Here is a 17,380-nt window from a genome sequence, read left to right on the forward strand (position 1 = left end):
CTCCGCGCTGTTGCACCAGGCGCTCTGTTTTTGAGGAGGTTGTATGGACATCGTCGAACGCGTCAAGGCCATCTTGCTGAAGCCGGCGGAGACCTGGCCAGTCATTGAACTGGAGCCCACAGACACCGCTCGCATTTACAAGGAATATCTTCTGCTATTGGCGGCCATTCCCGCCGTGGCCAGCTTCATCGGCCTTAGCCTGATCGGATTCGGGGGCTTCGGCATGAGCTTCCGGGTTCCTCTGCTCGCCGGATTGGGCAACATGGTGGTGAGCTATGTGCTTTCGCTCGTGATGATCTACGTGATGTCGTTGATCGCCAACGCCCTGGCCCCCACATTCGGTGGCGAAAAGAACGCGCTCAACGCGCTCAAGTTGATGGCCTATGGCAGCACGGCGGCGCTGGTGGGGGGCATCTTCAGCCTCTTGCCCATGCTGTCCATGCTGGGGTTGCTTGCAGCGCTCTACTCCATCTACCTGATCTACACCGGCATTCCGGTCTTGATGAAGGCCCCAGCGAGCAAGGCCGCGGGCTATACCGCCGTGCTGGTGGTGTGCGGCATTGTGGCCGGCGTGATGCTGGCCGCTGCGAGTGCGCTTTTCGGCGGTGGCCGTGGCATGGGCACGATGATGGGTGACGGCTCGCCGAACATGTCCATCAAGGTACCGGGGGCAGCAGTTTCTATCGACACCGCCAAGCTGGAACAGGCTGCCCGCAAGATGGAAGAGGCCGGCAAGCGCATGGAGGAGGCACAGGCCAAAGGGGACACCGCGGCTGCAAGCAAGGCCATGAGCGAAATGTTCGGGGCGGCCCTGGGCGGGCAGGGAGGCAAGCCATTTCCTCCAGATGAGCTGCAGAAGTTTGTGCCGCAGACCTTGGGTGGCTTGGAGCGCACAGAGCTCGAAGTCCGGTCGGATGCTGCCATGGGCATGAACATTTCCAGTGTCACAGCCAAGTACCAGGGCAGCGACAGCAGCCTGGATGTCAAGCTGCAGGACATTGGCTCAGTGCCCGCTCTGGCCATGGCCATGGGCGTCTGGACCCAATCCACGGTCAACCGGGAAACGGCTGTCGAGGTGGAGCGCATTTTTCAGCGCGATGGTGTTTCATTCAAGGAGGAGTACCGCAAGGATGGATCCCGGTCGGAAATGACCATGATGCTCGCGAACGGCATTCTGCTGGAATTTGAAGGCAGGAATGTGGACATGGACGCCTTGCGAACAGCGGCATCGCGTGTCGATGTGAAAGGGCTTGCCGGTCTGAAGCGGGCGAAGTAGGAGATCGCCGTCGTTGGGCGAGGTCAGCGGCGTTTTCAGACCCAGCCTGCGGCGCCGAGCACGGCGCCAGCACCGATGAGCCAAAGCAGATGGATCCGGGTCTTCCATACGATCAAGGTGGTGGCAGCGGTGAGCAGCCAGAGCGGCCAGTCCCGTGCAGGGTGATCGTGCGACCCGGTGAGTAACCAGCCGGTGGCGATCAGCAGGGCGATCACGATGGGTGCCATACCGGTCTTGAATGCCCGTACGCCTCGCATTTCGCGATTGCGATGCGCCCAGCGCGTGGCGGTGTAGGTCAGCACCGATGATGGCAGCATGATGGCCACCATGGTCACCAGCACACCCAGAAAGGCCAGCGCCCAGGCCAGCCACCCTGCCGAGGGTCCTCCGCCGGCGTTGAGACCAACGTTCCAGCCCAGCAGGGCCACAAAAAGCACATTGGGGCCGGGTGCTGCCTGCGAGAGCGCGATGGACGAGGTGAACTGCGCATCGCTCAGCCAGCCGTTGTTGTGCACCAGGTGACGATGCATGTCTGGTGCGGTGGTGATGGCGCCCCCCACACCCAGCAGCGACAGTGAAGCAAAGTGGCCAAACAGGTCCATCCAGTTTGCGACTGTAGGGGCCATGCTCATGACGCTGCTTCCTTGTCGGCCGGTCCGTTTGGCAACACCCGGTACGCCCAAAGGCAGGCGCCGCCCCCGATACCCAGCAACACCCATAGCAGAGGCCAACGGAGCAGGGCAATGGCGATAAAGGTCAGAGTGGCCAGGCCGATGCACACCCCCAACCCCATGGCATTCCTGTCCAGCGCTGCGATGAGCTTGATACCTGTGGCGGTGATCAGGCCTGCGGCGACAGCGCCCATGCCTCGCAATGCGTTTTGCGCCACAGGGTATTCGGCCACGTTGCCATACAGAATGGCCAGAGCGAGCACACCCAGAAGGGGGAAAGCCAGCATGCCAGCCAGCGCAGCCAGTGCGCCTGGCAGCCCGAAATACCGCCCGCCGATCATCATGGAAAGATTGACCACATTGGGTCCGGGCATGATCTGCGCAACCGCCCAGTCTTCGACAAACTGCTCGCGCGTCATCCAGCGCTTCTTCTCCACCAGCTCACGCTGTACCACGGCCAGAACGCCGCCGAAACCCTGCAGGGCGAGCCAGGTGAATGACCAGAAGAGATCGGCGCGTGAACTCGGGGCGTTCAGGGATGGTGGTGGTGAAAGGTCGCCAGTTGGCGCAGCGGATTCGGGCATGAGCGGATTATCAGCGGCCCGTGACCGCCGGGTTGGTCACAACTTGAACGGCAAAGGTTTCTTCAGCTGACGCTCAGCAGGTCACGCACCTTCTGCACAGAAAGGGGCTTGGTGATGAAGTCCCGAATCAACGGCATTTCACTGGCGATCTGCCGGTCCCTGGGGGCGTCTGAGGATGTCAGCATCATCAGCCACACCGTGGATTTTTCGTTCAACAGTGACTTGGCCTGCCGAGCGAATTCAAAGCCGTCCATCACAGGCATGTTGATGTCGAGAAAGATGCAGGTGGGTGCGATGAGCGGATCCCTCTGCAAGAAAACCAACGCTTCTCCGGCATCTTCAAAGATCAGCAACTCACCGGAGAAACCGGCTCGGCGAATCATGATTTCGTGGAAGACGTTGTCGGCTTCATTGTCATCAATGAGGATGAAGCGGGTCGGAGCAATCACACGGAGCTTTCACTGGGGGTACCGTGTGCCAACGGGAGGCGCAAGGTGAAGCGACTTCCTTCGCCGGGCACCGATCGCATTGTCAGGTAACCACCATGCATGGATGCAATGCGACGGGCGATCGGCAGTCCGAGTCCCGAGCCAGGGTGTGCGCGGCGCAAATGCAGTCGTTTGAGCATATCGAACACGGCCTCCTGATGCTCGGGGGCCACGCCAATGCCATTGTCTTCGACATGTACCAGGTCGAAGCCATCTTGTCGCTCAGCCAAGACCCGCACGTGAGCCGGTACGCCAGGCTTCGTGAACTGAAGCCCATTGGCCACGAGGTTGCGCAAGAGGTCTCGCAGCAGTGCCGCATCTGCCTGAACCTTCGGAAGTGTGAGCACTTCAAGTGTGCCTGCACCGCTCGCCAGCATGGGTGCCAGGTCGACCTTCACCTGTTCCATCACGCCGTGCAATTCGACTCGCTCCGTGGCCAGCGAGTGCTTGTCCAGTTGCATGAAGCGCAGAAGATCGTTCAGCAGAGTGCCCATACGCTGCCCCCCTGAACGCACAAACCCAAGGTACTGCTGACCTGAAGCAGGCAAGTCGTCAAGGTGGTCCGATTCCAGCAACGACGAGAAGTTGTTGATGGCGTTGATGGGCTCGCGAAAATCGTGCGAAAGCATGTGGATGAAGCGCTCTTGCTGGTGCGTTCTCTGTTCCAGCAGGGCCACGGTTTCGCGCAGGTGCGCTTCGCGCTGCCTGATGTCGTGCACATCTTGTGCGCGCATGACGGCGCCCGTGATGGCACCCTGCGCATTGCGTGCCGGCATCAAGGCCACTTGCACATGACGCGATCCCTTGCCCGGAAACTGCGTCATGCGATGGTATTGACTGGCCTGGCCTGCAAGCGCCAGTTCGAGCTTGGGCTGAATCACGTCCTTGAAAGCCTGTTCGCCGACCAGGTCGGCCAGGGTGCGACCGACAATCTGCTCACGTGAGCAGGCCCAGTATTCCAGGAACGTGTCGTTGACATGCTGGTAGACGTAGTTGCGGTCCACATAGACCAGCAGGTCCAGACCGGCCACGGCCATTGCCGTGAGCTCCTCGTTCTGGCGCTCCACGGCCTCTGCGGTGCGGGCGGCTTCCTGCATGCGCACTTTCTCATGTTCCAGCAGCGTGACCACCAACGCAGAGAGCCTGCACAATGCGTCCAGCTGGACAGGGGTGAGCTCTCGCGGTTCTTGATCGATCACACACACGGCGCCCAGCGCAAACCCGTCATCTGTCACGATGGGTGCGCCGGCATAGAAACGGACCTGGGTGGGTCCGTTCACGAAAGGATTGTCGTGAAAACGGTCATCCTGGCGCATGTCGGGGACCATCATCGTCTGACCCGGGTTCAGGATGGCGTGCGAACAGAAGGCCACTTCGCGGGGCGTTTCGGTCATGTCCACGCCAATTCGGGACTTGAACCACTGGCGGTCCCTGTCGATCAGCGTGATCAGCGCAATCGGCGTGCCGCAGATGGCCTGCGCCAACGCCGAAATGTCGTCAAAAGCCTGCTGCGGCAGGGTGTCGAGCACGCCCAGGCCATTCAATCGGGCTAGGCGTTTTTCTTCGTTGTAGGGCAGGGGGGCAATCAGCATTTGGGCGGCAAAAATGGTGTATACGATTTTTGCATGCTGTTCAAAATTAATGGGAACCGACTGTCAGGAGGCTGTGGGTACTGGGCAGTACCTCACGCACGAAAAGCATGCCTGGCAACGGGTCCGCCAGCCAGCCCCTGGCAGCCCTTGCGAGCATGCAACGATCAGACCGACATGCCGCCAGAAACTTCAATCACCGCACCATTGATGTAGCTGGCTTCGTCGCTGGCCAGAAACGCGTACACATTGGCGATTTCTTCTGGTTGACCCAGGCGGCGCAGAGGCACACGGTGCTCCATCTCCTGAATGACCTTGTCAGGAATGGTGCTCAGGATGGAGGTGCTGATGAAGCCCGGCGCCACAGCATTGACACGAACACCTTTGGGGCCGAGTTCACGACTCCAGGTCTTGGTGAAGCCGATCACGCCGAACTTGCTGGCGGCATAGTTGGTCTGGCCGAAGTTGCCGTAGATGCCCACCACCGAGCTTGCGTTGAGGATCACGCCGCTGCCTTGCGCAGTCATGGTGTCGGCCACTGCCTGCGCACAATGGAACACGCCCCGCAGGTTCACGTCGATCACCTTGTCGAACTGCTCCAGCGTCATCTTCTGCAGTCGCGCGTCCTGGGTGATGCCGGCGTTGTTGACCAGCACATCGATGCGGCCGAAACGCTCCTTCACCTCGGCGACCACGGCATCGACCATCTCGCGCTGGGTGACGTCCATCACGAAGCCCACCGCGGTGGCGCCTTCGGCTTCGCACTGCGCGACCGCTGCGTCCACCGCGGCCTGCTTCACGTCGCAGACGATGACCGTGGCGCCTTCGCGGGCGAACTTGAGCGCGGTGGCGAGACCAATGCCCTGGGCGGCGCCGGTGATGATGCTGATCTTGTTGTCGAGTCGTTTCATGATTTCAGTAGGGAAATGACGAGAAAAAGCCGGCAAGCTGAACAGCCGCCGGCCGCTGAATGAGTCTAGCGAGCCCTGTTGACGCCAGATTGACGAGCCTCAGTACACGGGCTGGTGCTGGCGAATGGCGGCCTTGACCGCGTCGCTGAGAACGAAGCCGCTGCCGTGCTTCGCCGCCAGCTCGACGCAGCGCTGCTCGAAGGCCTCGATGCCCATGCCGTAGATGAACTGCAGGGCTCCACCGGTCCACGCCGGGAAGCCAATTCCGAAGATCGAGCCGATGTTGCCGTCGTGCACACTTGTGAGCACGCCTTCGGACAGGCAACGCGCGGTTTCCACCGCTTGACGGTAGAGGATGCGGTCCTTGATGTCCTGCAGGTTGTAGGCTTTATCGGGCTTTTCGAACAGTGTTTTGAGTGTGGGCCAGAGCACCTTTTTCTGGCCTTCCGGGTAGTCGTAAAAGCCGCTACCGCCAGCGCGCCCCGGCCGCTTGTGCTGCTTGACCATGTGCTCCACCAGCGTTTCGCCCGGGGTGGCCACGTACTGTTTGCCTTCCTTCTGAAAGTCCAGGCGCGTCTGCTCCAGCACATGCACCGAGAGCGAAAGCGCCGTCTCGTCCAAAACCGCCAACGGGCCCACCGGCATGCCCACCTGCATGGCACAGTTCTCGATCACCGGCGCCGGAATGCCTTCGCCCAGCATGGCCGCGCCCTCCATCACGAAGGTGCCGAAGGTGCGGCTGGTGTAGAAGCCGCGCGAGTCGTTCACCACGATGGGCAGCTTGCCCAGCGCCTGCACATAGTCGTAAGCGCGGGCAATGGTTTCATCGTCTGTCTGCTTGCCACGGATGATCTCCACCAGCTTCATCTTGTCCACTGGACTGAAGAAGTGGATGCCGACAAATTTTTCCGGCTTGCCGCTTGCCTGGGCCAGACCTGAAATGGGCAGTGTGGAGGTGTTGCTGGCAAAGAACCCGCCTTCGGCCAGCATGGGCTCGGCTTCCTGGGTCACCATGGCTTTGAGTTCGCGCTGCTCGAACACCGCCTCGATGATCAGCTCACAGCCTTTGAGGTCGGCGGCGCTTGCGGTAGGCGTGATGAGACTCAGAATGCCCGCCTGCTTCTCAGCCGCCATCTGGCCCTTGTCCACGCGCTTCTGCGTGAGCTTGGCGGTGTAGGCCTTGCCTTTTTCGGCAGCTTCTGGGCTCACATCCTTGAGCACGGTGGCAATGCCGCGTGTGGCCTGCGCATAGGCAATACCGGCGCCCATCATGCCCGCGCCCAGGATGCCCACCTTCTTCGGCTGGTACTTCTCCGTTCGCCCTGAGCCTGTCGAAGGGCCGGGGCGTGACTGGCCTCCCTTGATGGCGTTCATGTTGAAGAAGAACGTGTTGATCATGTTCTTCGCCACCGGGCTGATCATCAGCCCGGCCAGGTAGCGGCTCTCCACGCGCATGGCGGTGTCGAAGTCCACCATGGCCCCTTCCACCATGGCCGCCAGAGCGGCTTCCGGGGCAGGGTAGAGGCCACGCGTTTTCTGTTTGAGTACGGCGGGCGCCACGCTCAACAGATTGGCGATCTTGGGGTTGCTTGGCGTGCCGCCGGGCATTTTGTAGTCCTTGCGGTCCCACACGTGCTGGCAGGCCTCGGGCTTGCCTTGTGCGGCTTCGATGAATGCCAGGGCTTTGGGCAGCAGCTCTTCGGCGGTCGCCACCAACTCGTGCACCACACCGATCTTCAAAGCCTCTTCAGGGCCGAACAGCTTGCTCTCAAGGATGTAGGGCTGCGCAGCCATCAACCCCAGCAGACGCGTCATCTTGGTGATGCCGCCACCGCCGGGAATCAGTCCCAGTGTGATTTCCGGCAGGCCAAACTGCACTTTGGGGTTGTTCACGGCAATGCGGTGGTGGCCCACCAGCGCCACCTCCCAACCGCCCCCGAGCGCTGCGCCGTTGAGGCAGCTCACCACCGGCACACCCTGCGTTTCAAGGGTGCGGAAGTTGCGCTTGATGCGTTCAATCTCGGTGAACACGCGGGGGCCGTCGGCCGCGGTGGAGCGCATCACGCCCTTCAGGTCAGCGCCCGCAAAGAAAGTGCTCTTGGCCGACGCCAGCACGATGCCCTTGATCTGCTCGCGGTCCTTGACCACTTGTGCAGCGATGGCGTCCAGGTCGTCCTGCCACTGCAGGCACATGGTGTTGACCGGCGAGCCCTGTTCGTCAAAGGTGATGGTCGCGATGCCGTTGGCGAGGTCGTAGCGGATGGTTTGGGTGATCATGTTTGTGGTCTCCGCTTTTGATCAGACGCGCTCAACAATCGTTGCAATGCCCATCCCGCCGCCAACGCAGAGGGTTGCCAATCCATATCTTTTCCCGGTGCGGTGCAGCTCATCAATCAGCGTGTTCAGAATCATCGCGCCCGTGGCCCCCAGCGGGTGCCCCATGGCGATCGCCCCTCCGTTCACGTTCACCTTCTCGTGCGGCACACCCATCTCTTGCATGAACTTCATGGGCACAGCGGCAAATGCTTCGTTCACTTCAAACAGATCGATCTGGTCGATGCTGAGTCCTGCCTTGGCCAACGCCTTGCGCGCGGCCGGCATGGGGCCGGTGAGCATGATGGTCGGGTCTGCACCTGAGAGGGCCACCGAGACGATGCGGGCGCGCGGCGTGAAGCCATGCTGTTTGCCTGCGGCCTCGCTGCCAATCAGCATGGCCGCAGCGCCGTCCACAATGCCTGATGAATTGCCCGCGTGGTGTACATGGTGGATGCGCTCCACCTGCGGGTAGCGCTGCAGGGCCACGGCGTCAAAGCCCATGGCACCCAGTTGCTCAAAAGCCGGCTTGAGGCCACCCAGGCCTTCCATCGTGGTGCCGGGCTTGATGAATTCGTCCTGCGCCAGAATGGTCTGGCCCAGCGCGTCTTTCACGGCCACCACCGAACGGTCAAAGTGGCCAGCCGCGCGCGCAGCCGTGGCGCGTCTCTGCGATTCCAGTGCGAAGGCATCCACGTCGGCGCGGCTGAACCCATTGAGCGTGGCGATCAGGTCTGCGCCAATGCCCTGCGGCACAAACAGCGTGGCGCTGTTGGTTTCCGGGTCTTGCGCCCAGGCCCCGCCGTCTGAGCCAATGGGCACGCGGCTCATGCTCTCCACACCGCCAGCCACCACCAGGTCTTCCCAGCCGCTCTTCACCTTCATGGCGGCCATGTTCACCGCCTCAAGGCCTGAGGCGCAGAACCGGTTGAGCTGCACGCCTGAACACCGCCAGTCCCAGCCCGCCTTGAGTGCGGCCACCTTGGGTAGCACAGAACCTTGTTCGCCAATGGGCGAAACCACGCCCATCACCACATCGTCCACAGCGGCCGTGTCCAGATCGTTGCGCCGCTGCAGCTCGCTCAGCAAGCCTGCCAGCAGGTTGACCGGCTTGACCTCGTGCAGGCTGCCGTCCTTTTTGCCCTTGCCGCGCGGCGTGCGGATGGCGTCGTATATGAAGGCTTCGCTCATGGTGGGTGTCTCCTGGGGAACGTTCTGGGGATGCCGCCGGTGGCCGGTACAGGCGAATCAGTATAGACTTTTGCCAAGCATTTGCTTTGTATAAATCTACCGACCCAGTCTGATAGGTGACACCATGATCGACCGCACCCTGTTTTCCCCCGACCACGAAGCCTTTCGTGACAGCTTTCGCCGCTTCATGGAGAAAGAAATTGCACCGCACCATGAGGCCTGGGAAGAGCAGGGCTACGTGGACCGTGCCGTGTGGAACAAGGCCGGTGAAAACGGCTTCCTATGCATGACCATGCCTGAAGCCTATGGTGGTGCGGAAGGCGACAAACTCTATTCAGTGGTGCAGATGGAAGAGCTGGCGCGCGGCGGCTTCAGCGGCATTGGCTACGGCCTGCACAGCGAAATCGTGGCGCCGTACATCCTGCATTACGGCACTGAGGCGCAGAAACAGAAATACCTGCCACTGCTGGCCAGCGGCGCCATGGTGGGAGCCATTGCCATGAGCGAACCCGCCGCCGGCAGTGATCTGCAAGGTGTGAAAACCACAGCGCTCAAACAGGCCGACGGCAGCTACCTGCTCAACGGCAGCAAGACCTTCATCACCAACGGCTGGCATGCCGACCTGGTGATCGTGGTGGCCAAAACCCAGCCCGACGCCGGCGCCAAAGGCACCAGCCTTTTTCTGGTGGAGCGCGGCATGCCCGGTTTTGAGAAGGGCAAGCGCCTGAAGAAGCTGGGCCTGAAGGCACAAGACACCAGCGAACTGTTCTTCGACAACGTGAAGCTCGACGCCAGCCAGTTGCTGGGGGGCACCGCCATGGAAAACCGTGGCTTTATCTGCCTCATGGAACAGTTGCCGTGGGAGCGCCTGCAGATCGCCATTGGCGCCGTGTCCGCCGCACAGGCCGCCATCGACTGGACTGTGACCTACGTGAAAGACCGCAAGGTATTCGGCCAGACCGTGGCCGCCTTCCAAAACACCCGCTACAAACTGGCCGAAATGCAGACCGAGGTGCAGGTGGCCCGCGTGTTTGTGGACAAATGCTGCGAACTCGTCAATGTGAACAAGCTGGACACGGCCACTGCCAGCATGGCCAAGTACTGGTGCTCAGATCTGCAATGCAAGGTGATGGACGAATGCGTGCAGCTGTTCGGCGGCTACGGCTACATGTGGGAATACCCCATCACCCGCGCCTATGCCGACGCGCGGGTGCAGCGCATTTATGGTGGCACCAACGAGATCATGAAAGAGGTGATCTCGCGGGGGATGGGGTTGGGTGGGCGCTGAACCCAATTGGTGACCCCGAAGTCGGCGTACCAGAGCCCATCTTGACCAACTGGGTGTTTGCCATGTTGTCCCTGGGCTGAGCAAGCGTCACCTCTGGGTAGGTAACGACAGGCATCAATTGCTGTCCCCAGAAATCGATTCTCCATTGCCAATGCTCGGAACCAGTGGGCGTGCTCAGCCGGTGCAAGCAGCATCTCGCGCACGAGATCATCTGGCAGTCCCTTACCCTCCCAGGCGCGCCAGGCGACCACTTCGCGGTCGTAGCAATTCTTGGCGAACGTGGTTGTCACCTTCGTTCCCGAGTCGCACATGATCTCCAGACCATCGGCGCACCAGCGCAGATTACTGCGCCCAACCGTTACCTTGCCCTCGTGCCTTCTGCTGGACTGGCGCCGTCGGGGGTGCCTTGGGTAGCAGCAACGCGGCTGCGCCATCACGGGGCAGGCGCACTGAGAATCGACCCTGCGCGTTGCGTTGGCGTTTGACCAGGGCGAAGGCACGTCGATATCCGTAGTTGGGCAGATCGGTGATCTGCTCCCGGATTTGGTCGTGCAACTGCGCATAGCCCGCCAGCGTGCGCCCCTTGCGACCAACGCGCCAGTCTTCGCAGCGGTGATGCAGCTCATCTAGAAGCGAGCGCGCCACGCCCAGTGCCCGGAAGACTATTTTCGTTGTTCGTCCCAGGGCAACAAGGGCGAGCACACCATCCACTTTTTCGGCTGCGTGCTCCACGGTTTCTTTGAGGATTTCGTTCTCCAGGGTCTTCTTGCCCGGCACCCGCGGCAGCTTGGCGATCTCGGCGTGGGCAGCGGTCAGCTCCGATGCCGACACCACCGCCTCTTCAGCACTGACTGCCATCAGGGCACCTTGGAGATCGAGCTTTTGCCTCTGGAACAGCAAGCTGGCCGTGACGCCCTCCTGGCGTGCCACCAAAGACACGCTCATGCCTGGCTCGTAGGTGCGCCGCACCAGCGCAGTTTTCTCCGTAGGGGCCCAGCGACTGTGGCGCCGGTTTTTCAAGATGACTTCAACCGTGTCCGTATGCCTGATCGCACTCGTAGTCCTACTTCCATCTTCAAAAATAAGCGATAGGACGGGTCCGGGGATTCAGGCGGCTATCTCACCCTTCTCAATCTCTATCGCTTCTTAGCAGCGGTTTGAAAGAATAAAAAAGAACGAATAGAGCAATAAAAGTAGGTATACCCTGTCAACATTGACAGGGTATCTTCCTGAATAAATACTACCTAAGTAGCTATACTCCCGCCCAGAATTAAACAGAGCAAGGGAGGGGTTTTCCACAGCAATCCGGTGCAACGGGTTCCGGCGAGCGCGTATTCGATCGTCCATCGGTCATGTGCATCGCGCGGTTTCCTGCACCTGTGCCCACCAGGGCGCACACACCATACGTTCGCCCGCTTGGGCGGAGGTGTCATTGCTGAGGTGGCCTGCAGGCACCACATGTTCGATTGTCCCGATCTGGCCGTTCCCCGAGAAGTCATGCAGCACGTGGTGCAGGTGGAGTCTTCTCGCAACCCTTTTGCTATTGGCGTGGTCGGCGGTTATCTGGCCCGTCAGCCGCGCAATGTCGAAGAAGCGCTGGCGGCTGTGCAACTGCTGCGGCAAGAGGGCTACAACTTTTCCGTTGGCATTGCGCAGGTCAATCGCTACAACCTGGCACCCTACGGGTTGAATACGTACTCAGAGGCCTTTGATGTTTGCGCCAACCTGCTGGCCGGGTCGCGCATCCTGCGCGAGTGCTACGACCGAGCGCAGGACTGGGGTAAGGCATTCAGCTGCTACTACTCCGGCAACTTCGTCACCGGTTTCAAGCACGGTTACGTCCAGAAGATCTACGCCTCGATGCGCAAAGTGCAGGCCGGCGGCTCCGACCGGGCAAGCCTTCGCATCATTCCATACAACAATCTGCCACGCCGCCCGGCTCGCCAAGAAAACCTGCCGCTGGGGGCGCCCAATGTGGTGCCGCCGGTGGACCACCGCGCGCCGTACCCGGAACCCTACGCTGTGCGGAAATACCTTCCACACACCCCGCTGGAGGTCAATGCCAAGGCCATGGCGCTCGCTCACAGCCAACCCACCAAGCCAGAGACCGCCGAGAGCCGGCCAGCCATTCCGGTGCCGGGGCCTGGAGCGGTGACGTCAGGCAACACTGGCCAAGCACCCAGCAGCCTTGCGCATATTCCGGTCCAGGTCGTCGGCGTCAATGGCAACCCCTACCAGACCCGAGTGATCCTGCCTGCTCCTTCAACGCCAGGCGAACAACTGCCCCTGCCCAATCCCCACGCGGTACCCGATTCGCCTGCCACCAGCAGCCGCACTGCAACTGTGTCGCGTTCAGGAACAGGCATGGCGGTGCTGAAAGGCGGCAGCCTGCTTCATTCCACCGAGCCTTCAGGGCAACCTGAAAACCCCGATGCCGGCGTTCGTTCTGGCGGCGGAGCCCAACCCCAACCGGACCCATCGGATGTTTCCGACAGGTCATTTGTTTTTTGACAACTCAAGGAAGTACCTCCATGCACCCCAGCGCAAATCGCAGTCGCATCGAAATGAATGTGGTCCTCACGACGATCGTCGGCCTTTGTCTTGTGGGCTTCATGCCTCAGGCTGTGGCTCAGGTGCCAGGGTTTGCAGAAGCCTGTGCAAACGTCGATGGCTTCATGCAAAGCGTCGTGACGCTGTTGGGTGCCGTCTCGATTGGCGTGGTCACTGTGGCGATCATCTTTGCGGGCTATCAGATCGCTTTCGCTCACAAGCGCCTTTCCGACGTCGCACCCATCCTCATCGGTGGCTTGCTCATCGGCGGCGCCGCCACGATTGCGACCTGGTTCGTGGGTTCATCGGTCGCCACTTGCTGAGCGAGTCGTGTGCATTCGGGATGGCGTAGCCACCTCGTGACCACACCACTTGCCCCTAACTGAAGCCCTGAGTCCACATGCACAAAGACACGCTGTTTCGCGGCTGCACCCGCCCCGCGACCATCCTCGGGGTGCCGTACATCCCGTTCCTGGTGGGCGCGGGTGGGCCGCTGATTCTCGCCATGTACGTCTCGCTGTACCTGCTGCTGGTGATCCCTTTCTCCATCTTGATCATGCGACTCATGACCAAGAAGGACGAAATGATCTTCCGCTTGATTGGGCTGAACCTGGTGTTTCGCTTTCTGCCGCGAAACCACGCGGCCTACCACAACGCCTGGGTGTTTTGTCCTGTGGCCTACCGCAAGCGGGCGGCCCGCATGCGCGGATACGACCAGTGCTGAACGCGCCTCTTCAGTGATACACAGCCCGGTCTCAAACATGTCTCTGCTTTCGCCCGACGCCAACTTCAGCAACTTCATCCCGTTCAGCACGCACGTGGATACGCACGTGGTGAAAACGCGTGAAGGCGACTACCTGATCACCTGGTTGCTCAGCGGATTCCCCTTTGTGGGCAGGGAAGACTGGGAGCTCGAGCACCGGCACAAGACCTTCAACAACCTGTTGCAGAGCCTGCGCGCACCCGACTTCGAGAACGTCGCCTTCTGGGCGCACGATGTGCGCCGCCGCAGACCACTGAAGGCGGGCGCACGGTTTCGTCAGCGCTTCAACCAGGATCTGCACGACCGCTACATCCAGCGTCTGTCCACCCAGCGATTGATGCAGAACGAGCTGTACCTGACCATGATCTACCGGCCCGTGGTCAGCGGCAAACGCTTTGCTGCGCTTTCCAGAGACATCGAAGAACTGCGCCACCAGGAAAAGGTGTCGCTGGAAAAAATCTACGAGCTCGCTGGCAACTGCGAAGCCTTGCTCAAAGACTATTCACCCTACAGGCTGGGCCTGTATGAGAGTGCCCAGAAACAGGTGTTCTCTGAAAACCTCGAGTTCTTTGGCTACCTCGTCAACCATGTGGACGAACCGGTGCCGGTGCTCAACGCACCCATCCACCAGTACCTGCCCACCAGCCGCCACATGTTCTCCACCGGCAGCGGCGACTTTGCCGTGCGCACCAGCAATGGCGACAACCATTACGGCGCCATTCTCAACATCAAGGAATACGCCGACAGCACCTGGCCGGGCATTCTGAACAGCCTCAAGTACCTCGAGTTCGAGTACGTGATCACGCACTCGTTTACACCCATGAGCCGTTATGACTCCATGAAGGCGCTGGAGCGCACCAAGGGGGCCATGCTGTCTTCTGAAGACAAGGCCGTGAGTCAGATCGTGGAGCTCGACTACGCCATGGACGAACTGGCCTCCGGCAACTTTGTGCTGGGCCAGTACCACTTCAACATGGTCATCTTTGCGGCGAGCCAGGAAGAGCTGTACACCAGCGTGGCGCAGGCGCGCGCACAGCTCTCCGGCGCAAGCTTCGTCACCACCAAGGAAGACGTGGCCGTGGCTGCTGCGTACTACGCGCAGTTGCCCTGCAACTGGCGCTTCCGCCCCAGGCTGGCCAACCTCAGCTCGCTCAATTTCCTGGGCCTGAGCCCGCTCCACAACTTTGCCACTGGCAAGCCCAATTTCAACCCATGGGGCCCCTCGGTCAGCATCCTTCAGACGCTGAACAACCAAGCCTACCACTTCAATTTCCACGCAACCAAGCCCAACGAATATTCGCTGGGTGAAAAGGCGATTGCGAACACCATGGTCATCGGCAAGTCCGGTACCGGCAAAACCGCACTGATCAACTTTCTGCTCAGCCAGGTCCAGAAGCTCGACCCCGAGCCCACCATCTTTTTCTTCGACAAAGACAAAGGCGCGCAGATCTTCATCCAGGCCTGCGGCGGGCGCTACTTCACGCTGGAGAAAGGGCAGCCCACTGGCTTCAATCCGCTGCAATGCGACAACACGCCTGAGAACGAGCAGTTTCTCGTCGAACTGCTGCAAACGCTGTGTGGCAAAGAGAAGTACAGCGCCTCCGAGTCCGAAGATCTCATTCGCGCCGTGCGCGCCATGCTCGACACACCGCGCCACCTGCGCACCATGACCAACCTGCGCAAGAGCCTGACCAATCACGGCGAAAACAGCCTGTACGACTGCCTCTCGCTCTGGTGCCAGGGCGGTCCGGCCGCCTGGGTGTTCGACAACCCGCGAGACGCGATCGAATTTGGTGGTGCCAGCATCGTCGGCTTCGACTACACCGAGGTCATCGAAGACGCCCGCACCCGCGAGCCCATCATCCAGTACCTGCTGCACCGCATGGAAAGCCTCATCGACGGGCGCCCGTTCATTTATGTGATGGACGAATTCTGGAAAGTGCTGGAAGGCAAGGGCGGGCTGAAGGAGTTCGCCAAGAACAAACAAAAGACGATCCGCAAACAGAACGGCCTGGGCATCTTCGCCACCCAGAGCCCACAAGACGCGCTCAACAGCGACATCTCAGCCTCGCTCATCGAGCAGACCGCCACCCTCATCCTGCTGCCCAACCCCAACGCCGATCCCAAGGACTACCTGGACGGACTCAAGCTCACGCGGGCCGAGTTCGAACTGGTGGTCGGGCTGGACGAGCGCAGCCGCTGCTTTCTGGTCAAGCAGGGCCACAACGCCGTGCTCTGCCAGCTCAACCTCAACGGCATGGACGACGAGCTGGCCGTGCTCTCAGGTTCCAGCGACAACGTGGAAATCCTGAACGATCTGCTGCGCCACCACCCCGAACCGGGCAACCCTGATGCCTGGCTACCTGAATTTCACGCCCGCCGAAAAGGCTTGCGCACCCAGCGCGAAACCTTCATGGCCAACAACCATGAGTTCCTGCGGCATGCCCGACCTCAGTCCGCCACTGAGGCGGTCGCTGGTTGAGCCGCAGCCCGCCGCACCGCAATACCAAAACACCGATCAGGAAGGCCGTCAAGAAAATGAAATCCAGACATTGGTTGTTGTGTGCAGCCTTGGCGTTGAGCGCCGGTCATTGTGCGGCCCAGTCGTCCAGTTGCGATGGCGTCGACGCACACGGTGAAACAGGCGGGGCCCACTTCAATTCCAACCTGCCGTATGAGCAGGACGTTTTTTCGTTCTGCCGCATCGGGTACCCCCTGCATTGCTGGATTTCAGTGGCACCTTCGGCCGGCACCTGGGCCTGGATTCCCAACTGTTATCCGCAGAACAGCCAGTGGATTCCTTCATTCATGCAAACCTGCCCTCAGTCTTCCACGGAAGGCACTTGGCAAGGGTCCGGTGGTCCGATGGAGGCGTTGGAGAAAAAGGGAGACCCCAATGGCACCAACGGAATCAGCGATTGTGAGCACCGCAGATGACGTACTTCAGCCAACTGGCACTTCTAGCTGACGATCATTTCCGGTGGTTTGGACTGAAGAGGTTCATCTCACAGATAGCGAACGGCATTCGCCCCCACATTGCAGCGCCTGCGATGCTGCTGGCCATTTCATTGCTCGGCGCTTGTGCAAGTCCACCCCAACCCGCACAAAAGGAGATTGTCGTTGATCTCAAAGCACCTTTTGAACTGACCGGGCGTGCGCCTGCCCATTGGCCGGAATGGAATAACCAGGGTCGAATTCGATTCCATCTCGCGGACTGGCTGAAATCGCCGAATGAATCATTGGCAGACCAAGCTGTTGTACAAGTCACCCGCCAAAACGAACGGGTAATGGAAGTGCAGTACAGCTATCCACGCGCGATGATCGATGCGAAAGCACCGCCTATCAACACGGACCAACAAGGCGTGTACCACTACTGCATTGCGGCCCGTCTGGCCGCTCTTCAGGGCACCAGCCATTGGGGCGCCGGAGACGCATTTGATGATGTTGCGATGGAAAAAGATCGATCCGTGCGGCTGTTGGCATTGGCGTTGGATGCAGAGCACGTGCCATACCGCCATCTGCTGCCCGAACACTTGCGGGATTCGATTGATGCCCTGGAATTTAGCAAGGCACGCGCGGTTTGTGAGGCGCACATGCGACCGGAGTTTTTATGGTGAGTGCTGTTATCGAATTGAATGCTTGGCCAGATGCGTGTTCCGGTCAATCCATGAATAAATATGTCAGTTTGTCACGCGCCAGGGAGGAAGAGTTCACGGACGGTGTTGTGCCTTGTGCGCAACACCGGTCCAGTGGACC

15 protein-coding genes and 1 pseudogene are annotated in these 17,380 nt (G+C 60.5%); 8 read left to right on the top strand and 8 right to left on the bottom strand.

Going from position 1 to position 17,380, the window contains the following annotated elements; all coding sequences use genetic code 11:
* Window positions 1-43: 43 nt before the first annotated feature.
* A complete protein-coding gene (locus Q7V46_RS15720; protein ID WP_304914485.1) occupies window positions 44-1,276 on the top strand; it encodes a Yip1 family protein in 1,233 nt (410 codons plus the stop codon).
* A 35-nt stretch (window positions 1,277-1,311) separates the two neighbouring features.
* On the opposite strand, the gene Q7V46_RS15725 is transcribed toward Q7V46_RS15720, so the two are convergent.
* From Q7V46_RS15725 to Q7V46_RS15755, 7 genes are all read right to left on the bottom strand, one after another.
* The gene (locus tag Q7V46_RS15725; protein WP_304914486.1) at window positions 1,312-1,908 is read right to left on the bottom strand and encodes a chromate transporter; all 597 of its coding nucleotides are present in this window, start codon (window positions 1,906-1,908) and stop codon (window positions 1,312-1,314) included.
* The gene (locus Q7V46_RS15730; RefSeq protein WP_304914487.1) at window positions 1,905-2,531 is read right to left on the bottom strand and encodes a chromate transporter; all 627 of its coding nucleotides are present in this window, start codon (window positions 2,529-2,531) and stop codon (window positions 1,905-1,907) included. Before Q7V46_RS15730 ends, Q7V46_RS15725 begins: the two co-directional genes overlap by 4 nt.
* A 62-nt stretch (window positions 2,532-2,593) precedes the next feature.
* Entirely contained in the window at window positions 2,594-2,980 is a 387-nt protein-coding gene (locus tag Q7V46_RS15735; protein WP_304914488.1) for a response regulator, read from the bottom strand.
* Window positions 2,977-4,611, bottom strand: coding sequence for an ATP-binding protein (locus Q7V46_RS15740; RefSeq protein ID WP_304914489.1), 1,635 nt, complete (start codon window positions 4,609-4,611; stop codon window positions 2,977-2,979). The genes Q7V46_RS15735 and Q7V46_RS15740 overlap by 4 nt, the downstream gene beginning before the upstream one ends.
* 164 nt (window positions 4,612-4,775) lie before the next feature.
* Window positions 4,776-5,519: a 3-oxoacyl-ACP reductase FabG gene (fabG, locus tag Q7V46_RS15745; RefSeq protein ID WP_304914490.1), complete on the bottom strand. Its 744-nt coding sequence runs from the start codon at window positions 5,517-5,519 to the stop codon at window positions 4,776-4,778.
* Between the two features lie 99 nt (window positions 5,520-5,618).
* Window positions 5,619-7,796, bottom strand: coding sequence for a 3-hydroxyacyl-CoA dehydrogenase NAD-binding domain-containing protein (locus Q7V46_RS15750; RefSeq protein ID WP_304914491.1), 2,178 nt, complete (start codon window positions 7,794-7,796; stop codon window positions 5,619-5,621).
* Between the two features lie 21 nt (window positions 7,797-7,817).
* Window positions 7,818-9,023: an acetyl-CoA C-acetyltransferase gene (locus tag Q7V46_RS15755; RefSeq protein ID WP_304914492.1), complete on the bottom strand. Its 1,206-nt coding sequence runs from the start codon at window positions 9,021-9,023 to the stop codon at window positions 7,818-7,820.
* 124 nt (window positions 9,024-9,147) lie between these two features.
* Between Q7V46_RS15755 and Q7V46_RS15760 the strand changes: the two genes are divergently transcribed.
* Window positions 9,148-10,311, top strand: a complete 1,164-nt coding sequence (locus Q7V46_RS15760; protein WP_304914493.1) for an acyl-CoA dehydrogenase family protein — start codon at window positions 9,148-9,150, stop codon at window positions 10,309-10,311.
* A 173-nt stretch (window positions 10,312-10,484) separates the two neighbouring features.
* On the opposite strand, the pseudogene Q7V46_RS15765 reads toward Q7V46_RS15760, so the two are convergent.
* Window positions 10,485-11,394, bottom strand: a pseudogene (locus tag Q7V46_RS15765) (transposase); the annotation flags it as partial.
* A 375-nt stretch (window positions 11,395-11,769) separates the two neighbouring features.
* On the opposite strand from Q7V46_RS15765, the gene Q7V46_RS15770 reads away from it, so the two are divergent.
* The 6 genes from Q7V46_RS15770 (at window position 11,770) to Q7V46_RS15795 (ending at window position 17,241) form a co-directional block, all read left to right on the top strand.
* The gene (locus tag Q7V46_RS15770; RefSeq protein WP_304914494.1) at window positions 11,770-12,822 is read left to right on the top strand and encodes a lytic transglycosylase domain-containing protein; all 1,053 of its coding nucleotides are present in this window, start codon (window positions 11,770-11,772) and stop codon (window positions 12,820-12,822) included.
* A gap of 20 nt (window positions 12,823-12,842) precedes the next feature.
* Window positions 12,843-13,184 (top strand): TrbC/VirB2 family protein, encoded by a 342-nt coding sequence (locus tag Q7V46_RS15775; RefSeq protein WP_304914495.1) that lies wholly within the window; start codon window positions 12,843-12,845, stop codon window positions 13,182-13,184.
* A 77-nt stretch (window positions 13,185-13,261) separates the two neighbouring features.
* Window positions 13,262-13,585 (top strand): type IV secretion system protein VirB3, encoded by a 324-nt coding sequence (locus Q7V46_RS15780; protein ID WP_304914496.1) that lies wholly within the window; start codon window positions 13,262-13,264, stop codon window positions 13,583-13,585.
* A gap of 37 nt (window positions 13,586-13,622) precedes the next feature.
* The gene (locus Q7V46_RS15785) at window positions 13,623-16,106 is read left to right on the top strand and encodes a VirB4 family type IV secretion/conjugal transfer ATPase (protein WP_304914497.1); all 2,484 of its coding nucleotides are present in this window, start codon (window positions 13,623-13,625) and stop codon (window positions 16,104-16,106) included.
* Complete coding sequence (locus tag Q7V46_RS15790; RefSeq protein WP_304914498.1) at window positions 16,103-16,561, top strand: hypothetical protein; 459 nt, start codon at window positions 16,103-16,105, stop codon at window positions 16,559-16,561. The genes Q7V46_RS15785 and Q7V46_RS15790 overlap by 4 nt, the downstream gene beginning before the upstream one ends.
* Window positions 16,558-17,241 (top strand): hypothetical protein, encoded by a 684-nt coding sequence (locus Q7V46_RS15795; protein ID WP_304914499.1) that lies wholly within the window; start codon window positions 16,558-16,560, stop codon window positions 17,239-17,241. The genes Q7V46_RS15790 and Q7V46_RS15795 overlap by 4 nt, the downstream gene beginning before the upstream one ends.
* Window positions 17,242-17,380: the final 139 nt, after the last annotated feature.

The organism is Hydrogenophaga sp. (genome assembly GCF_030651625.1).
Lineage (GTDB): Bacteria > Pseudomonadota > Gammaproteobacteria > Burkholderiales > Burkholderiaceae_C > Hydrogenophaga.